Source organism: Gimesia fumaroli (assembly GCF_007754425.1).
Classification (GTDB): Bacteria; Planctomycetota; Planctomycetia; order Planctomycetales; family Planctomycetaceae; genus Gimesia; species Gimesia fumaroli.
The window spans coordinates 4,255,315-4,279,041 of the sequence record NZ_CP037452.1; the positions used below are offsets into that span (position 1 = coordinate 4,255,315).

The 23,727-nt window shown below is 48.6% G+C and carries 15 protein-coding genes; 8 read left to right on the forward strand and 7 right to left on the reverse strand.

Going from position 1 to position 23,727, the window contains the following annotated elements:
* Positions 1-44: 44 nt before the first annotated feature.
* The 7 genes from Enr17x_RS16110 to Enr17x_RS16140 form a co-directional block, all read right to left on the reverse strand.
* Positions 45-1,322: an efflux RND transporter periplasmic adaptor subunit gene (locus Enr17x_RS16110; protein WP_145310455.1), complete on the reverse strand. Its 1,278-nt coding sequence runs from the start codon at positions 1,320-1,322 to the stop codon at positions 45-47.
* Between the two features lie 51 nt (positions 1,323-1,373).
* Positions 1,374-2,102: a TetR/AcrR family transcriptional regulator gene (locus Enr17x_RS16115; protein WP_145310457.1), complete on the reverse strand. Its 729-nt coding sequence runs from the start codon at positions 2,100-2,102 to the stop codon at positions 1,374-1,376.
* Positions 2,103-2,442: 340 nt separating this feature from the next.
* Positions 2,443-3,876 carry a sigma-54-dependent transcriptional regulator gene (locus Enr17x_RS16120; RefSeq protein ID WP_145310459.1) on the reverse strand — a complete coding sequence of 478 codons (1,434 nt, stop codon included), beginning with the start codon at positions 3,874-3,876 and terminating at the stop codon, positions 2,443-2,445.
* Between the two features lie 163 nt (positions 3,877-4,039).
* Positions 4,040-4,774 (reverse strand): sensor histidine kinase, encoded by a 735-nt coding sequence (locus tag Enr17x_RS16125; RefSeq protein WP_198000608.1) that lies wholly within the window; start codon positions 4,772-4,774, stop codon positions 4,040-4,042.
* Positions 4,775-4,939: 165 nt separating this feature from the next.
* Positions 4,940-7,075: a polyribonucleotide nucleotidyltransferase gene (gene pnp, locus Enr17x_RS16130; RefSeq protein ID WP_145310462.1), complete on the reverse strand. Its 2,136-nt coding sequence runs from the start codon at positions 7,073-7,075 to the stop codon at positions 4,940-4,942.
* 55 nt (positions 7,076-7,130) lie between these two features.
* Entirely contained in the window at positions 7,131-7,400 is a 270-nt protein-coding gene (gene rpsO / locus Enr17x_RS16135; RefSeq protein ID WP_145217610.1) for a 30S ribosomal protein S15, read from the reverse strand.
* Between the two features lie 331 nt (positions 7,401-7,731).
* Entirely contained in the window at positions 7,732-10,035 is a 2,304-nt protein-coding gene (locus tag Enr17x_RS16140) for an NfeD family protein (RefSeq protein WP_145310464.1), read from the reverse strand.
* 481 nt (positions 10,036-10,516) lie between these two features.
* On the opposite strand from Enr17x_RS16140, the gene Enr17x_RS16145 reads away from it, so the two are divergent.
* The 8 genes from Enr17x_RS16145 to Enr17x_RS16180 all read left to right on the forward strand — a co-directional run bounded on the left by Enr17x_RS16145 (position 10,517) and on the right by Enr17x_RS16180 (position 23,700).
* The gene (locus Enr17x_RS16145; RefSeq protein ID WP_145310466.1) at positions 10,517-15,109 is read left to right on the forward strand and encodes a DEAD/DEAH box helicase; all 4,593 of its coding nucleotides are present in this window, start codon (positions 10,517-10,519) and stop codon (positions 15,107-15,109) included.
* A gap of 44 nt (positions 15,110-15,153) precedes the next feature.
* Complete coding sequence (locus Enr17x_RS16150) at positions 15,154-18,114, forward strand: tetratricopeptide repeat protein (protein ID WP_198000609.1); 2,961 nt, start codon at positions 15,154-15,156, stop codon at positions 18,112-18,114.
* Between the two features lie 168 nt (positions 18,115-18,282).
* Positions 18,283-18,549, forward strand: coding sequence for a MazG nucleotide pyrophosphohydrolase domain-containing protein (locus Enr17x_RS16155; protein WP_145314043.1), 267 nt, complete (start codon positions 18,283-18,285; stop codon positions 18,547-18,549).
* Between the two features lie 221 nt (positions 18,550-18,770).
* A complete protein-coding gene (locus Enr17x_RS16160; RefSeq protein WP_145310469.1) occupies positions 18,771-20,477 on the forward strand; it encodes a HEAT repeat domain-containing protein in 1,707 nt (568 codons plus the stop codon).
* A gap of 39 nt (positions 20,478-20,516) precedes the next feature.
* Complete coding sequence (locus tag Enr17x_RS16165) at positions 20,517-21,416, forward strand: hypothetical protein (protein WP_145310470.1); 900 nt, start codon at positions 20,517-20,519, stop codon at positions 21,414-21,416.
* Between the two features lie 20 nt (positions 21,417-21,436).
* Positions 21,437-22,093: a MotA/TolQ/ExbB proton channel family protein gene (locus tag Enr17x_RS16170; protein ID WP_145310472.1), complete on the forward strand. Its 657-nt coding sequence runs from the start codon at positions 21,437-21,439 to the stop codon at positions 22,091-22,093.
* A 21-nt stretch (positions 22,094-22,114) separates the two neighbouring features.
* Positions 22,115-22,591, forward strand: a complete 477-nt coding sequence (locus Enr17x_RS16175) for an ExbD/TolR family protein (RefSeq protein WP_145310474.1) — start codon at positions 22,115-22,117, stop codon at positions 22,589-22,591.
* A 77-nt stretch (positions 22,592-22,668) separates the two neighbouring features.
* Positions 22,669-23,700, forward strand: a complete 1,032-nt coding sequence (locus tag Enr17x_RS16180) for a biopolymer transporter ExbD (protein ID WP_145310476.1) — start codon at positions 22,669-22,671, stop codon at positions 23,698-23,700.
* Positions 23,701-23,727: the final 27 nt, after the last annotated feature.

Genomic DNA, 23,727 nt, shown 5'->3' on the forward strand with positions numbered 1-23,727 from the left:
TGAAAGGTTTTCCTCTGTTTCGATAATTGCAACAATGCTGTCTTTTAGCGGATCGACTTAACTACAACAGGCTGCCTGTTGGCCAGCTTATGAATTCCATCGACTACGATCTGATCGCCTGTCTGAAGTGTCCCCCGTACCAGTACTCGATCTCCTTCCGTGTGTAATACTTCAATTTGACGTTTCTCTAATACGGTCTCCTCTTCCTGTGTTCCATCAACCACAGCATAAGCAGACCACAGGCCGCGTTCTCCACGCGCCAATGCACTCAAAGGCAGCCAGAACCCCTGCATCTGAATCGGTTCGGAAATGGTAATTCGAATCACCTGTCCGGGAACAAGAGACTGAGAAGCCTTTGAATTCAACGCCAGCACAACCTCCTGAGTCCGTGTCACGGGATCGAGTTCCGGCAAAATCGCCTTCAGCGTGGCCTCATATGATTTTCCATTCAACTGAACTGCCTGCTGCGTACCTCGTTCCAGGTTCCCGGCCATCTCAACGGGAACGCCGATGTGTGCTTCCAGTTTTTGATCTTCTACCAGTCGAAATAAAGGTACATTGAGCGGGATAACCGTACCTTCGTCCGCATAGCGTTTCGAAATGCGTCCGCTGAATGGTGCCTTTAAGACAGCATCATCCAAATCGACCTGATTATCAGCTAACGATGCATCCAGGTTTGCCACGACCGCGGTCTGGGCATCGATCTGTTCTTTCCGCGTCCCTTCCTTTAGTTCAGACAGACGATTCTGAGCAGCATCTAACTGTGCCTGTTGTTGCTCCACATCATACTGAGATGCTTCAAATACAGATTTGGAAATCGCATTTCGCTTCAGCAGTTCCTCATTACGCGCATGATCGGCTTTCAGATTTTTCAACCTGGAACTCAGCTGCCGGGCCTCCGCTTCCGCAACGGCGATCGTTTGTTGACGCGGGCCCGCCTTTAATTCATTGAGCTTGGCCTGAGCAGCCGCCCGTTCTGCCTGCAGCTGCAATCGCACCACTTCCAGATGCCGTGTATTCAAATTGGCCAGAACCATATTCTCCTGAACCGTATCCCCCTCATCCACAGCAACGTTGATCAGTTTTCCGCTTCTTTCAAATGCCAGCTCACTCGTCCGTGCGGCTGCTACGCGCCCGGTATAACTTCGCTGACGTACAAACGATTTGACGGGCTTCAGTTTGACAACTTCAACGGGAACCCCCACCTGTTTTGTATTGGTATCCGCTAATTCTGTAGAGAAAGCGACTTCAGAATACTCCCAGAATGCCACCGGCACACCAATCAGAATAAACGTGAATAACAGAAGTTGAAAGCGTTTCATAAGAACCACACATTTTGACGAAACGTCATTTTATTGTCAAAAAAACACCGTTTAAACAGGGATCTGTGGTAGCTCATTTCCAAAGACCTCCTGACTCACGCGATCAAAAACCGCGTCATAATCGACTTCGGTACTGAGCGGCTGCCATTGAATCCCGTCCAAAAAACGATGGTAATTTCGGCGTACCATATTAAAAGGATCAGACATCCCTAACTCCCCCAGCGAATTGCTGGTGGTAATAATCGAATATCCACCAACCGAAAGCGACCACAGCCCAAAGACAATTTCTTCGGGTGAGGCATTCTCAACTAGATGAACGTCCCCTCTGGCAATTCCATCACGCACAATTCCACCCACGATGCCGATGCAGCGATGTTCGTAATTTGACATTAAATTACGTCGTTCTTCGGAGGTTTTATCCCAAATCGAATCCAGGCGAATCGTTTGTTCGACACAAAAATGGTCGGGATAAGTCTTCACAAATAACTCGGCTGCCGTCCCGATCGCAGCAATCCGCTCGCGTGATGTTGCCTGAAACAAAGCCGCCTTTTCAAACATCGCCAACCGCTTTTCCAGCGTCTGAATCGCCAGCGTGATGATGATTTCTTCTTTGCAGGAAAAGTGGTTATAAATCGTCCCTTTGGAATATTCGAGCATGCTCGTCAGACGATCCATATTCAGGCCGTTGTAGCCCCCTTCAATGAACATGGGGCGTGCGCATTCGAGAATCTTCGCTTCACGTTCCTGAATTTCACGTTGTTTGCGATCACTGGTTTTCATAACATCCTCATTTTGACGGATCGTCAATTTCTGTCAACATTTTTCTCTGGTTTATTTGAGTTTCCGCACAGATTCCCCAGTCAGAACTTCAAAAGCTTGCTTAGGCACCATATTATTATTGACGTTAGCCATTAGTGCAATTGAACTTAACTCAACATTGTTCTTCATCGCTGAATTGAGAGCGAAGCAGCCCTCGAAGCGCGTCGGAGGTCTAGAGAAAGCAGACAGCTGACCATTCACGACGTCAATTCCATCAGAATCACGGTGATCACTTCAGCGGGAGCGGTACGAATCATTAGAGAACCAGTGCATGTCCTCGATATCAGTCACACGGCAAGACTTACTTGCTCTGCTCTTCTTTCTGCTTCTGGTATTCTTTGAGTTTACGATAAAGTGTTCGCTCGCCTATGCCCAGCATTTTCGCCGCTTCTTCACGTTTGCCATCAGCCAGATCAAGGGCCCGTTCAATATAATACCGTTCCACTTCCGCGAACGGTCGGCCGATCAGAAAATCAGCCCCCGAACGATCGGAGGTATAACTACTGTCGCCTTCCGGCCCTCCCAATGGGACAATTTCTTCAGGCAAATCATCTAAATCCAGCACGCCATCCGTATCAAGAACCAGCATTCGCTCGGCTGCATTTCGCAACTGACGAATATTTCCCGGCCAGTCATAAGCCATCAGAGCGCGGCGGGCAGCGCGAGAAACTCCTTCGTAAGGTTTATCGTACTGAGAAGAAAGTTCTTTCAAAAAGTGATCGGTGAGCAAAGGGATATCTCCCCTGCGTTCTCGCAGAGGAGGCAGCTCAATTTTGACCACAGACAAGCGGTAGTAGAGGTCCTGCCGAAACGATCCCTGCTTGACCATCTCTAGTAGGTCAGCATTTGTAGCTGCCACCAGTCGTACATTCAAAGTGATTTCTTCATTCGTGCCCAGCCGGGCAATTTTGCGATCTTCCAACACACGCAATAACTTAATCTGCGTCTGCATCGGCATTTCACCGACTTCATCGAGAAACAGCGTTCCTCCGTTCGCATGCTCAAATTTACCAATCCGCTTTCCCACGGCACCGGTAAACGCACCTTGTTCATGCCCGAAGAGTTCACTTTCCAGAATACTATCGGGCAACGCCGATATATTCAGAGGCACAAATGGTTTGCTTTTCCGTTCGCTGTTTTGATGAATCGCACGAGCTACCAGTTCTTTGCCAGTCCCACTTTCACCTTCAATCAAAACGGTACTGTTGGTTGACGCCACATTCTTCAGTTTGTCAACAATTTTATGCATTTGGGGCGTATTACCAATCACCCCTTCAAAGCCAAATTTTTCATCGAGCCGACGATGCAGCTCCGCATTCCGACGCATCAGTCGCACTCGAGTCGAGGCCTTCTCTACGGCGTTACGCAGCTCGCTAATATCGAGTGGCTTCGTCAGATACGTATACGCGCCCAGCTGCATTGCGGTCACGGCGGAATTGATCGAACCATGCCCGGTCAGCACAATCACTTCTGCATCGGGTAGCTCTTCCTTGGCTGTTCTGAGAATCGATAAGCCATCTACCCCATCCATACGTAAATCAGTGATGACAATGTCAGCTGTCTCACGCTCAATCAGTTTGGCCCCCTGCTCTCCAGAGGTCGCAATCTTACATTCACACCCCACACGCTCCAGGCTTTCTGCCACAGCCTGTGCATGGGCTTCATCGTCATCAATAATCAAGACCCGAATCACAATCGATTCGAGGTCTGTATCCTTTGTGTCTTTTGAGCTCATCGAGCAGACTCTAAGCCTTTACTGATTCAAATAGGAAGGTGTTACTCCCGCCGGGAGTGACTTTTTCTCAAGATAATTTTAGCCTAAAACGAGTCAATCACCACCCGTACAAGCCACATCTGACTCTAGTCGAAAACAAATCTCTGCGTTCAATAATGCGTCTTCAGCATACCGGAAACGAGATGGTAAAGCGAGTTCCCCGCCCTGGTTCACTTTCACATTCAATCGTCCCATGATGCGCATCGATGATTTTTTTGACCGTCGGCAGACCTAAGCCGCTGCCTCCGGATTTGGTAGAAAAGAAAGCATCAAACATTCGTGACTTCACTTTTTCATCAATGCCTTTCCCATTATCAATCAGGTCAAGATAAACCATTCCGTTTTTGTGATAGGTCTGCAACTCAATCAGTCCACCATCGGGCATGGCTTGAATCACGTTTAGAGCCAAGTTCATCAGCACCTGCCGAAACAAAGCTTGATCCACCTGAATCGGTGGCAAATCTGCATCAAAGTGCGGACTGATCTCAATATTCGCCTCTCGTGCCTGCGGTCGAAAAAAGTCGATAAAATCACTGACTAGATCATTCAGATTCGCTGCACTCAAAGCCAGCTTACCGACTCTGGCAAATTGCAGAAATGCATCCAGGATATCCTGCAGATGCTTACATTCCCGCTGCACACTTTCGACTTTTTTCAACATCCGATGTTTCGCCGGAACATCGAGAGAATCCAGATCTTCGGTGAGCAACTCCAGATTCATGCTCATGGTCGAAAGAGGATTCTTGATTTCGTGAGCCAGGCCACCAGCAAGGGTCGCGATTTCCGAATACTGTGCTTCAAACTTTTCGCGTTCACCAACGCTTAACGGGCTCTCATTCATTGCAGATGTTCTCGACATTGAATCTTCCCAACCATTCAACATTCAATTGAAGTGCAAACGACTCATACTTCGATTGATCTATGTATTACTAGTCTCATGTCTATATAAATAAAACGATGAAGTCATCTCACGTCGAGCTCCTTCATCGTTTTATAGTTTTATCAGATCAAAGACAAACGTCTTTTATTCTTCTTCAGCGTCCGCTTCACCATCTCCGTTGCTTTCTGCCGCCTGTTCCGCCAGAACAGCTTTACGGGAAAGTTTAACACGGTTCTGATCATCGACGGCAATCACTTTGACCTGCAAGCGGTCACCCATCTTGCAGATATCACCAACTGATTTAACGAATCCGTCAGACAGTTCGCTGATGTGGCACAGGCCATCTTTACCTGGAGCAATCTCGATGAATGCACCAAATTCTTTGATTGAGCTGACCACACCATCATAAATACGACCTACACGAATTTCTTCGGTCAATGCTTCGATGTGTGCCATCGCTTTTTCAACAACAGAAACGTTTCCACCGGATACCGTAACAGTACCATCATCCTGGATATCGATAGTCGCACCAGTTTCTTCCTGAATCGCACGGATTGTTTTTCCGCCAGGTCCGATCAGCAAGCCAATCTTTTCAGGATTGATCTTAGTCTGATGCAGTCGAGGTGCATAAGCAGAAATCTCAGCACGAGGACGACGAATGGCAGTCAACATCGTTCGTAACAGATCCAGTCGGGCTGTTTTGGCCTGATCCAAGGTCGCACGAATAATTTCTTCGCTGATCCCTTCATTCTTCAGGTCCAGCTGAATTCCTGTAATCCCTTTCTGGGTTCCGGCAACTTTGAAGTCCATATCACAGAAGTGATCTTCATCACCAATGATGTCAGTCAGAACTTTAAACTCATCACCAGAGGTCACCAGACCGATTGAAATCCCAGCGACAGGCTGACGCAAAGGAACACCGGCATCCATTAGAGCCAATGTCGCTGAACAGACAGACGCCATCGAACTACTTCCGTTGGATTCAAGAATATCGGAAATCACACGGATTGTATAAGGAAAATCTTCTTCGCTTGGCATAACAGGTGCCACAGAACGTTCTGCCAGACAACCATGACCAATCTCGCGACGTCCTGGTCCTCGAATCGGTCGGCATTCCCCCACAGAAAACGAAGGGAAGTAGTAATGCAACATAAATCGTTGCAATTCTTCTTCAAACAGACCATCAACACGTTGCTTGTCACGAGATGTTCCCAATGTGACGGTAGCCATCGACTGGGTTTCACCTCGTGTGAATAAAGCTGAACCGTGAACGCGTGGTAAAGGTCCTGTTTCACAGGAAACATCACGCAGCATATCAGGAGTACGTCCATCCAGACGACGACCTGACATAGCCAGCTCACGCACGGCTCGCTCTTCGAGATCATGAAACGCTTCGCCGAACTGGCCACGAGTCGCACCATCTTCGGTTGTCTCGGCTTCTTCCGGGAAGAACTTTTCAATCAGTTCATCGCGAATGGCTTTGGCACCTTCACGTCGTTCTGCTTTGACTGTGCTTTGCATCGCAGAGTTCAGTCGCTGATAGATCGCATCATCCAACTTGGCGATGAAGGGATTTTCCGGAGGTGCTTCATACTCAAATGGTTCAATACCTGCTTTATCCCGCAATTCCAATTGCAGTTTGCAGATCTTACCCAGCTCTTTATGAGCGAACATAATGGCGGCTGCCATTTCGTCCTCAGGAATTTGATCGCCAAATCCTTCGATCATCAACACAGATTCAACTGTTCCGGCGACAATCAGGTCCAGATCACTTTCCGCAATCTGTTCGCGTGTCGGGAAGGGAATCAGCTCACCGTCAATGCGACCGACTCGTACTGCACCAATGGGTCCCTTGAAGGGAACAGGTGAGAGACAGAGAGCAGCACTGGCTGCATTGATAGAAAGCACGTCCGGGTCATTCACGCCATCGCATGACATGACATTAGACTGGATTTGTAATTCGTCATTAAACCCTTTTGGGAAGAGCGGACGAATGGGACGGTCTGTTAAACGAGCCGTCAAAATTTCTTTCGTTGTGGGACGCCCTTCGCGTTTTAAAAACCCACCAGGAAACTTACCTGCTGCGGCAGTTCGTTCCCGATAATCAACTGTTAATGGGAAAAAATCTATCCCGGGTCTTGCTGGTCCTGTTGCTGAAGCAACAAAAACAACTGTTTCACCATATTGAATCAATACAGAGCCTGCGGCCTGCTTCGCTAACTGACCAGTTGTAAGACTTAGATTCTGTCCGCCAACCTCACATTCAACAACTACTTTCACAATAATTTCCTAATTCTTTTTCCGACAAACCGACTCAGATCAGCGAACACCGAAACTATTTTCGGATGTTTAACCGATCCAGAATTTCCCTGTAGCTTTCTGCATTCTTTTTGTGCAAATAATCAAGCAGACCACGTCGACGACTTACCATCTGCAGTAAGCCTCTCCGACTGGCATGATCTTTTGAATTTGATCGTAAATGCTCTGTTAAATTGACAATCCGTTCTGTAAGTACAGCAATCTGCACTTCAGCAGATCCGGTATCCCCTGTTTTGGACTGATATTCTTGAATCAATTCTGCTCTTCGTTCCTGTGTGACTGACATTCTTCTAACCTAAACCTTTAAAACAAACTACATGACAAACAGAGAAGATCGGGGATTACCCAATGCTAAAGATAGCCACTACGTTCCGTGTCTTGACTTTTTAGACTGGTAATGGCGAGAGAAAACCAAGCTATTACGCTAGCTTTCAGGGCATTAAAGGTAACTAATGTAGCATTTTGAATAGATTATTCAATGGATACGCTACCTCGAAAACGAAAACCTTTTTGAATAGAATCAGTTAGGTAAATTTCACTTAAAATCGCCCCAGCAAATATCCTTACGTACACTCACCATCAACTATCATGCCAGAAGCAATATGGCCAGACAACTTTCAGACCACCTCACGTACGATCACTTCATTACCATTTATTTGTGCAATTTCCACTTCTGCACCTGGCTGTATGAAGGGACCTTCGCTGATAACGTCCACCCAGACCCCCTCAATCTCGACCCGTCCTGCGGGCCTGAGCACAGAGATGGTAACCCCCTGCATCCCAACCCGTAAATCGAGCCCTGGCAGTTTCAATGTCCCCGATTCTTCAAGCAACCCCGGATCCAACTGAATTTCATGTGCCCCGGACCGAGGATTTTCACCCGGAGGTGCCAGAATTATAGAACTCATCAGACGGGACTCGGGTAGAAACCGATTCAAGCCAATCGCCAGAATAATGACTGTAATTAAGGACGCACTCACCGTGCCAACCGTATTCGTCATTGTGGTAAGATCAGAACCAGGACGCAGGGTATTAAAGTCACCAAACGTCTGGCTGGCCATGATGAAGGAAGCAAAGACCAACAGCCCCCCTGAAACCCCAAACACACCAAAGCCGGGAATCACCAGAAGTTCGAGTAAAATACAGATCAGTCCCATCGCAAATAGAACAATCTCCAGATAACCGGCCGTCCCTCCCAGAATATGACTCCAGAAAAACAGGCCGAAACAGACGCCCGACATAATTCCAAACATGCCTGTTAACGTAGACAGTTCCAGATAGACAAACAGAATTCCAAGTGCCAACACTAATCCAGTGACAAAGGAAGAGTTAAGAACATAAACCAGCGTATCTACCCAGGTCCGTCCGACAGCAATCAGCTTTGTATCAACCGGAATCCCCAGTCGCTGCTTCAATTCTTCCATGTCCCGTACGGGAGGTTCTGCAATTTTTAAGGTATGGGCTCGATTGCCGTTCACAGTTAACAGATTTGCTTTGCGTGATTCGCGAACAACGGGCCCTTTGATCCACTCCCCATTGGACTCATGAATTTCTTCTGCGGTCATATACCAAATCTGGCCGGTTTTACTATTGGTCACTTCAAAAATCTCCAGATCTTTATCGGACATGGCTTCGCAGACAGCAGCGGGCCTCCCTTTTTTCTCTGCTAACTCCTTGAGTGTCACGCGTAAAGGACTCAGTATTTTTTCAGGAACATGCTCAAACTGGCCATCCTCTTTCATTTCAATTGGGCCGGCATCACCAATCTGTGCATCGGGTTTCAGAAAGATTTCATCACAGCCCAGCGCAATAATCGCCGCACTGCTCATCGCATATTCGGGTACATAAGCAACAGTCCTCACCTTTCGCGCATCAAGGTCGGCGATCATATTCGCCAGATTGGTTCCCGAAATTAAGTATCCGCCGCCGGAAGTAATCTCAAACACCAGCATGTTCGCACCGGAATTGACGGCACGATTAATCTGTCGTTCAATAAATGCTTCCAGGATAGGCTCAATCATTCCATCGACTCGAATCAGCATCGTCTTGGGAGCATCCCCCATCGTAGGATCATCGCGTAACTTTTCACGCGGTATTCCATACAGTTCCGCCAGATCTCCCCGATTCTGAGCCAGTTGTTGCACGAGCACATCCAGAGCCCGCGCTTTACTGCCGGAGAATACCCCCAGTGAACCGACTTCTTTGATCGTTTCAACATCAAGAATCACAGCCATATTATCCTGCAGTCGCTTTAACTCCTCGGGAGTCACAATGCGTGATTCAATCTGCTTGTTCTCCCCTTCTCCCTGTTGAATCTTGATTTTCAAAACCGCCTGCTGCGGGTCCATCATTCCCAAGGTCAGCGCACGGCTAAGCTTGTTATTATGACGCTTCTCTACAATCGAAAGCACAAATTCTCGTTCATCTCGATCAATGGCTTTCCCATATCCAATATCCCCCAATTCGGCATCCGGGTGCATCACAATCTCATCACAGGCTAGCGCCAGAACAACGTTATTACCAATCACGGTTTCAGGGATCCAGGCAATCGTTTTTAAATTTGACAACTTCGAAGATGCTAAAAACTTGGCTAACCCCTGTACCTGATGAAAAGGACTGGATCCGGGCGAAATCTTCAATACGAGATACCCGGTTTCATTACTCTGTGCCGCTTCGTTCTGTAACGCCAGCGCAGCATTGGTCACCCGCCCGTAAGTCACTTCACCGACAGGGCTGTCAATTGTCATGAACAAAACAGGCTGAGATGGTGGCTCATCCAGATTCGCATCGGGCGCCTGTTTCGCATTCTGAGGCGGTTTCACAACAGGTTTGGCCGCTGGATCAGCCTGAAGCGACGAACTTCCGTTGAGCACTAAAAGTCCCAGAATAAAGGCCAGTAACATCTGGTTGACATTTTTCATTATGTGACTTTCACCGTTGTCAGAAAAAGAAATGCAAAGCGTGTAAATTCAGTCCTCGCTGATGGCACCTTGCGATCGGGAGGATTCATTGTCTGACGAAACTCTTGATCAAAACAGACACTGATCAACTGGTCTACTCATTTTAACGAAAGAATACACCAGACAGATCATTTCATTCTATAAAATTATAGACGATTTCCAGCAGGGAAATAAGGTTTTGATTTAATCAACATCATTTACCGCAGAAATCTCCTCAATTCATTCGTTTTCCGGATTGACAATCTCACAACTTGACATGTTCGAAACGGGACCGGAATTCCCTGATTTCAGGCTTTCCCAACAAATCATCAAAGTCTCTGTATCGTATCTAAAGCCATCGATTCACAGTGCCCTAAAGAATTTCACAGAAAACCAGTTAAATTTTACGCGTTTCCCTCTTACAATACAGGAGCAATTCTTACAAACACACCAAAGGACGGTTATGTCATTTTACGGTTATCACCCGATCATTGAAAAATGGTTTCAAAATCGCTTCCAGGGTCCGACAGAACCTCAACAGCAAGGCTGGCCTTGTATCAATCGTGGTGAGCACACTCTGATCTCGGCCCCCACCGGAAGTGGTAAAACACTAACCGCATTTCTGTCTGTGATAGACCGTATCGTGAAACGTTCTCTGGATGGAGAGCTGGAAAATGAAATCTCGGTGATCTATGTCTCCCCGTTACGGGCACTCTCGAATGACATGCACCGCAACCTGACAGAGCCTCTGGAAGAAATCTCACAGCTATTGGAAGAAGAAGGCTACACATTCACTCCCATTCGCGTTGGCCTGCGAACAGGCGACACCCCTTCTTCGAAACGAGCAGCACTCGTCCGGCGGCCTCCTCATATTCTGGTTACCACTCCGGAATCCCTCTATTTAATGTTGACCGGATCCAAAAGCCGGGAAACTCTGAAAACCGTCGAAACGGTCATCGTAGATGAAATTCACGCCCTGCTGCGGGACAAACGGGGCTCGCACTGGTCACTTACCCTCGAACGCCTCGAAGCATTAGTTGATCATCCTCTACAGCGGATCGGTCTGTCCGCCACACAAAAACCGCTGGAACGGGTGGCACAATATCTGGTCGGAAATCGGCCGGAAATTGAAATCACTGAAGAGCTACCTCAAACATCAGATAACGAGCTTCCCGAACAAACCTGCCGCATCGTCAACATTGGTCATTCCCGCACGCTAGACGTCGCCATCCAGGTTCCCCCATCGGAATTGAGTGCGATTTGTTCTCACGAACAATGGGCTGAAGTACTGGAACAGATCATCGAACTGATCCAATCGCATCACAGCACACTAATCTTTGTCAATACGCGGCGGTTGGCCGAGCGAATTACTCATCAGTTAACCGAACGCCTGGGCGAAGACGTCGTCGGCAGCCATCACGGTTCCCTCTCTGCAAAAATCAGACATCGCACGGAACAAAAACTGAAAAGCGGCGAACTCAAAGCCGTTATCGCGACCGCCTCACTGGAACTGGGAATTGATGTCGGCTACATCGATCTGGTTGTGCAGATCGGCTCCCCCCGTGGCATCGCTACTTTTCTCCAGCGCATCGGGCGATCAGGACACTCTCTCGGACTGGTTCCCAAAGGACGCATCTTTGCCCTCTCGCGGGATGAACTACTGGAAAGCATGGCGCTGGTCCGATCGATCAAACAAGGTATCCTCGATACCGTTCGTATGCCGGAAGCCCCTGTGGATATTCTAGCACAACAAATCACCGCCGAAGTCGCCTGTGAAGAATGGAACACGGACAAATTATTCGAAACAGTGACGCGCGCCTATTCTTATCGAAACCTGAAACGGTCCGTCTTTGACAGCACAGTTCAATTTCTGAGCGAAGGCATCAGCACCACGGCCGGCCGTAGTCGCGTCTATCTACATCACGACCAGGTCCAGAGCCGTGTCCGTAGCAGAAAAAATGCCCGCCTCGTCTCCACGATGAACGGAGGGGCGATTCCGGAAATCGCCTCGTATCGCGTGGTCACCGAAGACGACCAGACCGTGGTCGGTTCAGTCGACGAAGACTTTGCCGTCGAAAGCATGGCAGGTGACATTTTTCTTCTAGGCAATACCTCGTGGCAAATTCGCTATGTCCGTGGCGGCGATGTCACTGTGGTCGATGCCAACGGCGCGCCCCCTTCTATCCCCTTCTGGTTTGGTGAAGCCCCGGGACGCTCCCTTGAACTCTCAACCGAAATATCGCACCTGCGCGAAGAGCTTGAACGCCAGATCGAAAACCCGGAACAAGCCATTCTCTGGCTGAGTCAGGAAACCAATACGGACGAGTGGGGCAGCAAACAGATTGTTGATTACGTTCAAACAGAAAAGGCGGCGCTGGGCATCATCCCGACTCAAAAGCGCATTGTTTTCGAGCGATTCTTTGATGAATCAGGGGGCATGCAACTGGTGATCCACGCTCCCTTTGGTGGCGATATCAATCGTGCCTGGGGTTACACCATGCGTAAGCGTTTCTGCCGCTCTTATAATTTTGAACTGCAGGCAACCGCCGACGATAATGGGATTATCCTCTCGCTCGGCCCACAGCATAGCTTCCCTCTGGAGAGTCTGTTTACAATGTTGAATACCAGAAACGTTCAACAACTCTCTGAGCAGGCGATTCTGGACCACCCTATGTTTCATGTCCGCTGGCGCTGGAATGTGACCCGGGCATTGCTGGTCTCACGGATGCAGAATGGTAAAAAAGTACCGCCACCGCTCCAACGTTTTCGAGCCGAAGACCTGCTCACCGCTGTGTTCCCGCGTCTGACTGGTTGTCCCGAAAATGAAATTGGGGAAATCGTCCGCCCCGATCATATTCTGGTCGACCAGACATTGTATGACTGCCTGAATGAGCAACTCGATATTGAAGGCTTCAAAACCGTGCTCCAGGAAATCGAACAGGGGACCGTCAAACTGATTCCCCGCGATACCAGAGAGCCTTCTCCTTTTTGCTACGAACTATTGAACTCCAGCCCGTATACGTTTCTGGATGGTGGCGAAGCACAGGAACGCCGCGCCCGTGCGGTCGCAACACGCCACACACTTTCCATCGAAAGTGTCGAAGACCTGGGCAGACTCTCCCCCGAAGCAATCGCACAGGTTTGCCAGGAAGCACAACCACTGGTACGAAACGCCGATGAATTCCATGATCTGCTACTGGGGCGGATTCATATTCCCATAAATGAACAGCCGGACTGGGCCGACTGGTATCAGGAACTGGAAGCAACGGGCCGTGCGACAACACTACAAAGAACAGAGAATCAATCAGCGAACCGCTGCACCGAAAGCTGGGTCGCAACAGAGCGTCTCCCGGCAGCACTGGCTGCCTTCCCCGAGAGCCAGCATGCACCGCCTGTCACCGTTCCTGTTGGTGTGCGTCAGGAATGGGAATCGGCAGAAGCCCGCACCGCCATTATTCGCGGCCTGCTCGATACTTGTGGCCCGTTGACCGTCGCAGAAATCGCCAATCTAGCAGGTATGACCGATTCGCAAACCGAAGCGGCACTGATGGCGCTCGAAGGCGAAGGCATCGCCATGCAAGGCTTCTTCCGTGTCAAAGATCCCAACTGGGATCAAAGTGTAGATGATTCTGCCAAAGAAAAAGAAACCACTCCCGCCAACGCCCTTCCCAAAGAGTGGTGTCACCGACGTTTGCTGGCCCGAATTCACAGACTCACTCTACAAGGATTGCGTGCGCAAGTGCAGCCAGTCGATACGACTGTCTTCATTCAATACCTTACACGGCTTCACGGCATGTCGGGTGACGAAAAGCGGTCGGGAACAAACGGCCTATTTGAAATCCTCTCCATGCTCCAGGGAATCGATATCCCGGCAATTTGCTGGGAACGCGACATCCTGCCGGCCCGACTTTCCAATTACCAGAATAATCAACTCGACGAACTCTGCTTTACAGGCGAAATTGGCTGGGGACGACTCTATCCTCCCAAACGAACCGCCGATCAAGGCAAACCGATGACTGGCATTACTCGCAATGCCCCTGTCTCATTCTTTTTAAGAGAAGATATTCCCTGGCTGACGTATTTTAGTGAGGCGTCAACGCAGAACACCGAAGACCAGAATTATTTGAGCAGCCCGGCTGTAGAAATCCAGGAACTACTCACGCAACAGGGGGCTCTGTTCGCCACCGACTTAATGGCTGCAACAGAATCCCTTCCCACACAGGTCGCCGATGCATTGGGAGAACTCATCTCCCGCGGGTTAGTGACCTCCGACAGCTTCTCCGGTATGCGACAGTTTACCCAGGACCGTTCCACTAAAAACCGCCGAGCTGCCCGCAAATCAAGAATCGGTCTGGTACGCAAACGCAGCACCCCGAACAATACAGGACGCTGGTCGATCTGGCGACGTGAACTTGCGGCTGAAATTGAAGAACGCAGCCTGCAATATTATGAATACGTCGAGCAATGGGCGTGGCAGTTGCTAAGACGCTGGGGAGTGGTCTTCCGCGATTTGTTGGTGAAAGAATCGGGTGCCCCACGCTGGTTCGAATTACTGCAAATTTATCGACGTCTCGAAGCCCGGGGAGAAATTCGCGGCGGTCGTTTCGTATCTGGAGTCGCAGGGGAACAATTTGCGATGTCGGGAACGATTCAGGAATTGCGGAAACTCCGTGATGAATCAGCGACCGATGCGCTGACGATTCTTTCCGCCGCCGACCCGTTGAATCTCGTGGGAATCTTGACGAAACAGGCGCGCATCCCCAGCACTGCTAACAACCGTCTCGCTTATTGGAATGGAAGTCTGATTGCCTATTCGCGGAGCGAAGAACTGTTTTTACTCGCAAACGTCAATGAAAAAACAAAACGCGAACTGATCCTGGGATTTGGGCTTCCCATCCACGGTACGAATATTAATGAAACAGCCACAGCTGGTTCAAAACCGGCCATCGAACCACTAGAACATCAACCTGCTGCTACAGAGAACGAACTGTTAATCCCCAATAGTAACAGCACTGAAAAAGAAGAGAAAAGATCGCCACGCCCTTCCTTTCTCTAATCATATTAAACAACAACGTGTTTATGCATCACCTGGATCAACAAATGTCAAACGGCCTACCCCGAATCATCAGACTTACAATTTGCATGCTGGCAGTCATGCTACCGCTTCACATGCATTCGAACCGTCTGGTCATGGCGGAAGAAAAACAAGCAGAGTCAATTGAGGTGGTATTAAAGACGGCACGCGAACACCAGCAGCACGGCCGTTATGCTGAAGCCCGCGAAGTCTATGCTCAAGCAAAAAAACAACTCGCTGATTCCAAACAGAAAAACGCCGACCACCAGTGGCAGTTGCTCCGTGGATTAACGCAAATCGACATCGAAACCGGGCAGACAAAATCGGCCTTGGATCGCTTGAATGAAGGACTGAAACAACTACCCGACCAAGCAGATTTACATGCGCTGGCGGCAAAACTGTATTATGAAACAGGAGATTATCCCAGCGCTGATAAACACGTCACCAAAGCCCTCTCTTTCAATCCGGACCAACCTCTGGCACATCTGATCCAAGCCCATCTGCTCACTGATTCCGGAAAAATTGACGAAGCCAACGAAGCCTATCGTTGGTTTGTTCGGTATTACAACCGGGCCCAACCGGAAGATGCAGAGACACTGCTGGTGATTGCCGAAGGAGCGACGCAGTACGCACGCTGGAATAGCGTTTCCCAAATTTTTAATTTCGTCATCAACACAGTCTGCCCCGATGCATTAAAAGCGGATCCTCTGGCCTGGAAAGCGTCTTACTTGAGCGGTTCAATTCTGCAAGAAAAATACAACCGCCCCCAAGCCGCTGATGAGTTTACAGCAGCCCTCAAAACAAATTCCCAAGCCGCAATTGTCTATACCGCGTTAGCACGCTCCGCTATCGAAGTCCGTGATTTTGATAAGAGTATCGAGCTCATCAACCGTGCCTTGAAAACCAATCCCCAGTTAGTCGAAGCCTTACTGTTACAGTGTGATTTACACCTGATTAATGGACAATATCTAAAAGCATTGGTGTCTGCAGAAAACGCTGCCGCTCTCAACAACCGTGCCCAATCCGTTCTGGCCAGAAAGGCAGCCTGCTATCTTCTGCAGGATGGGGCTCCCGATACCGAAACGTTGACTCTGCTGTTTGACACGTCAGCAGTCCCAGATCAGTCACAAATAATAAAACCTGAGTCGTCCCGCTTCGTGAAGCTCGTAACGACTTTATTGAAAGATAACCCAAAACCGGGGTATTTCTTATACGAACTGGGCCAGTTGATGGAGATGAAACGCCAGTTTACGTTTGCTGAATTTGCATACTTAAAAACCAAAATTCTGATGCCTCAACTCTCTGGCCCCAAAACTTCTTTGGGCATGTTGTATATGCAAATGGGTAAAACAGATCTCGCCCAACAGACATTAAATGACGCGTTCAAAGCCGATCCCTATCATGTACGTGTCAGTAATATGCGTAAAGTACTGGGAGTGCTGGAATCTTATGGCGCTATCCTAACGGACCACTTTGTCATTCGTTACGACTCCAAAGCCGACTATATTCTTGGCCGTTATATGGCCGATTATCTGGAAGAGATATATCCCGAGATGGTAAAACAGTTCGGCTTTGAGCCGCCGGGAAAAACCCAATTTGAAATTTATCATAACGCCAAAGGGCTCGCCGCCCATCAATGGTTTAGTGCCCGGATGATCGGTCTGCCTTGGATCCAGACAATTGGTGCCTCGACTGGCGCCGTCGTTGCATTAACGTCACCCACTGCCATGAAAGAGCCTTATAACTGGGCGGCTGTCTTAAAACATGAGCTGGTGCATGTCTTTACGCTGCAACAAACGAAATACAAAATACCACACTGGTTTACAGAGGCACTCGCCGTCAGAAGTGAAGGTAAAGCGCGCCCCCAGCGATTTAACCAACTGCTCGTGGAACGTGTTCCTAAAGGAGACATCTATTCTCTGGATGAACTGGACGGTGTATTTGTACGTCCCAAGTCTTCAGATAATTGGGACTTTGCGTACTGCCAAAGTCTGCTATGTGCCGACTTCATGGTAGAGGAATTTGGCGATGATGCATTGAAAAAGTTATTAACTGCATACCAGAATCAGCGTTCGACACCGAATGCAATCCAGGAATCCTTTCAGATTAGTCAGGAAGAATTTGAGAAACGCTATCATCGCTATCTGGAAAAACTGACGGCAACACTCAAAGGCTACCACACGCCATCGACACTCAGTTTCCGTGAACTGCAACAACAACACGAACAGAATCCAAACGACATGGATATCGCCGGGCAATATGCTTACCGGCTGCTTCATTACCGAAAAAAACAGGAAGCCCGAAAACTCGCCCGTACCGTATTGAGCCAACAGCCCGAACAGGCGCAAGCCGCTTTAACGATCGCCCGCCTGGAACTCCTCTCGGAAGATCTGGAAGCAGCACATGCGATTCTGCAACCGGCGCTGGAAACGGATTCCCCAGACGTGCAAGTCCTGGAGTTGGCCGGTAAAATTCTGTTGAAACAGGAAAAATTCAGTGATGCAGTCAAAGTCTATGAGACGGGCCATTTAAAATATCCCTATCAGACCGAATGGCTCCAGGGACTGGCGATCATCTACCAACATGAAGACGACCCGAAAAAGCTGGAAGCCGCCTTGCTAAAGCTGGTTCATCTGGACCCCGCGGATGCCACCAGTCTGAAACTATTGATGAAGCTTTATATTGAGCAGAAAAAATGGGAACACGCCCTACACTGGGGACAGGAAGCGTTATATGTCGATGTACTTGATCCGGAAACACATGAATCGCTTTCCGAAACCGCATTGAAATTGAAACGAACAGAACTGGCAATCCGGGAATTAAATATGGTTTTACATCTGGATGATAAAAATGAAGACGTCCGTTTCTTACTGACAAAGACATTACTAAATTCGGGAAGAAAACAGGAAGCCATCACTGAACTCGATCGATTACTGAAACAAAACCCCGATCACGTTCAAGCACGCACATTAAAACAAAAACTCTGAACTGATTCTGTTTCAACTGAATCATCTCAAATCAGAAACCAACAACATTTCTCACAAGGATCCCCAGTGACCGATCACCCATCTGATGCTTCCGCTGCAAAATCAACGACATCACAGCAGGAAACCAACGGACTAACCTTAACACAATTCCAATCTGTCATTCATACAATGTTCTTCGAAAAAGATCAGTCTCGAGGTATTGAAGGCACCTTTATGTGGTTTATGGAAGAAGTTGGGGAATTGGCTTCAGCACTGCGGGATAACAACGACCGGGAGAATCTGGCTGAAGAATTTGCCGATGTTCTGGCCTGGTTAGCGACAATGGCAAATGTCGCAGACATCGATCTGGAACAGGCGGTTACCCGAAAATATGTTCAAGGGTGCCCTCGCTGTCATCAAGAGGTCTGTACCTGTGACCTCTCCCGCAAACCATGAAACGTAAATGCGATTCCTGTCAAGATTTGAGGCATATAGATTGACACTGCTTGATCCCTGAATTTAGACTGGAGTAATGCGGTGGAGCACCAGCTTCATTCTCCTTTCAGCAATATTCTCTCATCTCAGATTGCTATCGCATCAATATGAATCATTATTGCGCTGTTCAAACTTTGTTTTCGGCTGGCAAACGTGCTCGTCTTAGCACGGCACCGTGCCTGATGACACTGATCGTCTTTCTGGCGTTTCAGAGCAACGCTTATTCACAGCCACCCAAAGCAGAAATTGATGTAGCAATCAAACGTGGCGTTGCCTACCTGAAAGAAAAAAAAGACTACGGCCGCACGGGAATGAACGCCTTCGTTGCTTACACTCTGTTAAAGTCGGGAGAATCACCGGAATCTGCTTACATTCAGAGATGCGTAAAAAACATTCTGGCCGACCATCAACAGAAAGACAAGAACGGGGAACCGATTTACAAACCAGGCGGCGATTACAACTATTGCGCCGGGGTCCAATTGATGGTTCTTGAAGCACTCAGCCCGGAACTTTACTACGCGGAAATCCGCGCAACGGCGGAGTTTCTGATCAACACACAACTCCCGGGGGGCGGTTGGTTTTATCCGCAAGACACTCCTAACAACGGCGATACCAGTATCACTCAATACGCCATCCTGGGGCTCTGGGCAGCAGAGCGTGCTGGAATGACCATCCCCACAACCGTCTGGGATAAAGCAGCTCGCTGGCATTTATCAACACAGCTACCTACTGGTGCTTTCAGCTATCATCCTGGAGACCGCGCCGGAAGTGCCCCCAAACACACAATGTCGGTCGCGGGAACGGGCAGTATGTATGTCATTTCGATGCAACTTTACCCCGATGGCAAATTGCGTTCGGGGCCAGTCACCAAACAAAGTACTCCTTCAAAAAAACGATTTGGTTTTCTGGAGAAAGTTGAACTCACAGAAAAGGAAAAAGGAAAAGACGAAAAAAACCTCTTTACCAAACCGACAATCAGTTATGCCGCACTTCAGGGGGGAAAAGCAAAAGGCGCCAATTGGGTCGTGAATAACTACAATGTTCGCTCTCCCACAGGCTGGCCGAACTATTACCTCTATGGAATTGAACGAATTGCTGCACTCGCCAACGTGGAAAAACTGGGGCCTCACGACTGGTACGCCGATGGTGCACGACAACTCTTAGCAACACAACGGGATGACGGAAGCTGGAAAGGTGTCGGAAATATTCCCGCTTCTACCTGCCTGGCGATCATCTTTCTCTCAAAAGCAACAGTGAAAACACTGGGCCGCAGATACAAACCCGAGCCTGTGGGAGCAGGACTATTGGCAGGCGGCAGAGGTCTCCCCAAGAATCTGGCTGAAGTTCAGATGAGAAACGGGAAAGTGGAAAGCAAAAAACTCTCCGGCGATTTGAGCGAATTACTCGCGCAACTGGAAAACCCCGCCAATGCCGACCTGGAATCCACTCAGGAAACACTGGTTGAAACAATCACCTTGGGAGATCGAGAAAAACTGATTCAGCAGAAAGACCGCGTCTTAAAACTCATAGACGCCAGATCTCCCGATGTCCGTCGAACCGCGATCTGGGCACTATCACGTACAAATGATTTTCGTATGGCTCCTCACCTGATCAGGGCACTCAAAGACCCTGACCTGGGTGTCCGGATCGAAGCCCGAAACGGGTTGTGTACTCTCAGTCGGAAAATCCGTGGTCTGGGAATGCCAGAAGACCCGCTAGCGGATGCCCCTCTCAATCTGCCTGAAGCGGAACGGTTGAAACTGGTCGAGGCGTGGTCAGATGAAGCAACCAGCCGTTGGCAGAAATGGTACAACAGTATTAAACCCTTCGAAGAAAAATTTGACCTCTATGAAGTTCTGAATCAGCTCCCTCAATCAAAAAACAAATAAGCACACTGAATATGTTCGAAAGCAGGATCGTCTGAAATAATGGCAAAGCCGACTTCACAACCAGATCATCGAAAGGCACCAGTCATGCGAGTTACGCAGTATGACCAGGTAAGCTCTTCATTGATCGCTGTTGTGATCGCGTTGATTATAGCCGTCTTATGGCTCTCTATTGTCTGGATTACTAATCGACTGCCTCAAACCGAAAATGAAGTTGCTTTGGAAATGATTGACCTGGCGGGAGGTGCAGAGGATGGCTCGCCCGATGAATCGTTACTGGTAGAGTCACCGGAAGATCCTGTTGACGATCCTTCCCAGATCGATACCCCTGAGGAAGAAAATCAGGTGGAAGAAATGCTGGACAGTGTGGTCGAACTTTCAGACAAAGCAACACAGCAGGTTCAACAGCAAACACAAACGGACCTGACCAACTCGGGAAAAATGGGAAGTGCCGCCGGCACTGGAAAACGGGCTTTAGGATTTGGTCCCGGTAAGAAAGGGCTCCCTCGTGAGCAACGCTGGTTCATCAAGTTTTCTGATCGCGGATCTCTGATCGATTATGCGAAACAACTAGATTATTTTAAAATTGAGCTGGGAGCCTTACTGAAAAACGGTCAGATGATTTACCTGTCGAATGTCTCATCTGACAAACCCGTCACGAGGACAGCATCTTCCGGGGCAAATGAAAAACGGCTCTACATGACCTGGCAGGGAGGCCAACGCAGAACCAGTGACCTTAGCCTGTTCAAAAAAGCAGGCCATGACGTCACGGGGGCCATTTTGTTTCACTTTTACCCCAAAGAAACTGAAAACAAGCTACTTACCAAAGAAAAAGCATATAGAAACAAGAAATTTGATGAAATCCGCCGTACTTATTTTACAGTGCGCGGTGATCGTCGAGGATACGATTTCGAAGTGACTCGTCAAACTTATTTTCGATAACGACGCAGAAGCAGGCATCTATGAACTACTCACTCGCTCCTATTTTAAACGTTGCCGGAATCGCCATTTATGTTGCCTTGGGGTTAACTGCTTTATATGGCGTTTTTTGTGTAATTCTTCTGGTCAGACAAATCTCCCAGAAACGATTCTTAACACAAAATGCCGCCAATGAATTCCTGGATCAGATTCACGAAGATATCGAGAAAAAAGACTATGAATCGATCGTCAATCTTTGTGATTCCCCCCCCTACTGGAGTAAGGCAGTTCCCCAGTTAATTCTGGTCGCCATGGCCAATATGGAACGCCCGGCGAAAAAACTCAGACAGATGCTCGCTGAAAAATTTGAGCGGGATATTCTGGCTGACCTCGAATATCGCGTTTCCTGGATCAGCACGATTGTCAAAAGTGCTCCCATGTTGGGTCTGTTAGGTACTGTGATCGGGATGATTAACGCGTTTGACAAAATTGGGAACATGCAGGAATCAGGCGGCGATCCAAGTCAACTGGCCGGCGAGATCAGTTTCGCGTTATTCACCACAGCCGCAGGCCTGGCGGTGGCCATTCCACTGGTGATGGCTGGTGCTTTAATTCACGTTCGTATTGGAAAACTGCAGGATTCGGTTCAGGAACACACGGGAGAATTCCTGGACATCCTCGAAGCGTCACGAAAGTCATGATTCTGGTAAGGGTAATCGAACATGGCTAAGAAAAAATCATTATTCAACTCAGACGACGATGGTTGGAAGAAAAAGTCCACATCAGGTGGAGGTGGAGACGATCTGGATATCACCCCCATGATTGATGTTACATTCCTGTTGCTGATTTTTTTCATGGTCACCTCAACCATGCAGGCCACACAGGATTCCGACGTCCCGGTCGCCCGCCACGGAGTAGGCGTCGATACCCGCGGGTCATCGCTTGTCCTGGTTCATAATGACGGCAATGGATTGAACGGAACGAGCGTTGTGGAGTTCAAAGAAGCGGGCGGTGCTGTCGAAGTCACACTGGAAGAATTGACTGCACGAATCCAAGAGCGGGTTCAAGGGGGAGTCATGGATGTGATTATCAAAGCAGACCGTGGTGTGCCTCATGGATTCGTCCAGGAGGTGACGAAAGCTGTTACGGAAGTCGACGGCGTCAAATTTTATATCGGAATAGAAGAAAAGAAAAAATAATTGAAAATCAATCAACATCAGGCAACAACCTCGGGGAACAATTCCCTTCAACAAAGAAGTGAGATTCTGATTTAGCAATGCCTATCAAATTTTATTGTAATCAATGTGGTCAAAAGCTAAGCGTAGCCAGAAAGAAAGCAGGAAAGTCCGTTTCTTGCCCTGCCTGCAGCGGCCAGATTACAATTCCATTTGAAAGTCAGTCCCAGCGTCCCCCACAGTCGAAAGAAACACCAGCACCTCCCACAGAAGCAGATTTGACTCCCCAGGTCACCGCCCCACTAGATCAGGAGCAAAATCAACTCCTCGACGACCTGGATGATTTAGGCCCACTCGGAGAAAGTTGGGATGAAATCCTGGAAGCTGACTCGAAAGAGACTGCTGCCGAAGAAACAAAACCGCCCACGGTAGCCAAAAAACAGGAAGAACGGTTTGAGGAACCAGAGGTTGAGAAAGTTGCTGCGTCTGAAACACGGGAACCTGTTTCAGAAGTCGAGCCCTCACAAGAAAAACAGATTGCCCCTCCGAAGCCCACTCCCTCTGCAAAGAAAAACGATCGCAAAATAGAGAAAGCCACGCCATCAGTCCCCGTACCGACTTCAGCGCCAAGCGTCGTAGCACCGACTTTTGACGATGAAGAGGAGGATGAAGACGACGATGATGATGGGTTTTCAATCCGCTCTGCTGAATCCGATTTTGAAGAGATGGATCTGACCCCGATGGTTGATGTGACATTTCTTCTGTTGATCTTTTTTATGATCACTGCTTCCTTCAGCCTGCAAAAGAGCATTCAGGTGCCCCCTCCCAACCCTGATGAAGATGGCGTTTCACAATCACTGCAAACGCTCGATGATTTTCGCGAAGAATCGATCATCGTTGAGATTGATAATAACAATGGAATTTATGTCGATGACACCAAGCTTGCAAATCCATCTGAAATAGTACAAGCAATACTGGATCGCCGGGATCAGGACGGAAAACCCAAACGGGAATTAGTGCTCAGCGCACACAAAGCGGCTCGTCACGAAACAGTCGTTGCCGTCGTTGATGCAGCCAACGAAGTCGGCATGCAGAAAATCAGACTCGCGACTTACCGTGGTCCCGAAGACTGACACCAGATCGGTATCGTACCCCTGCAT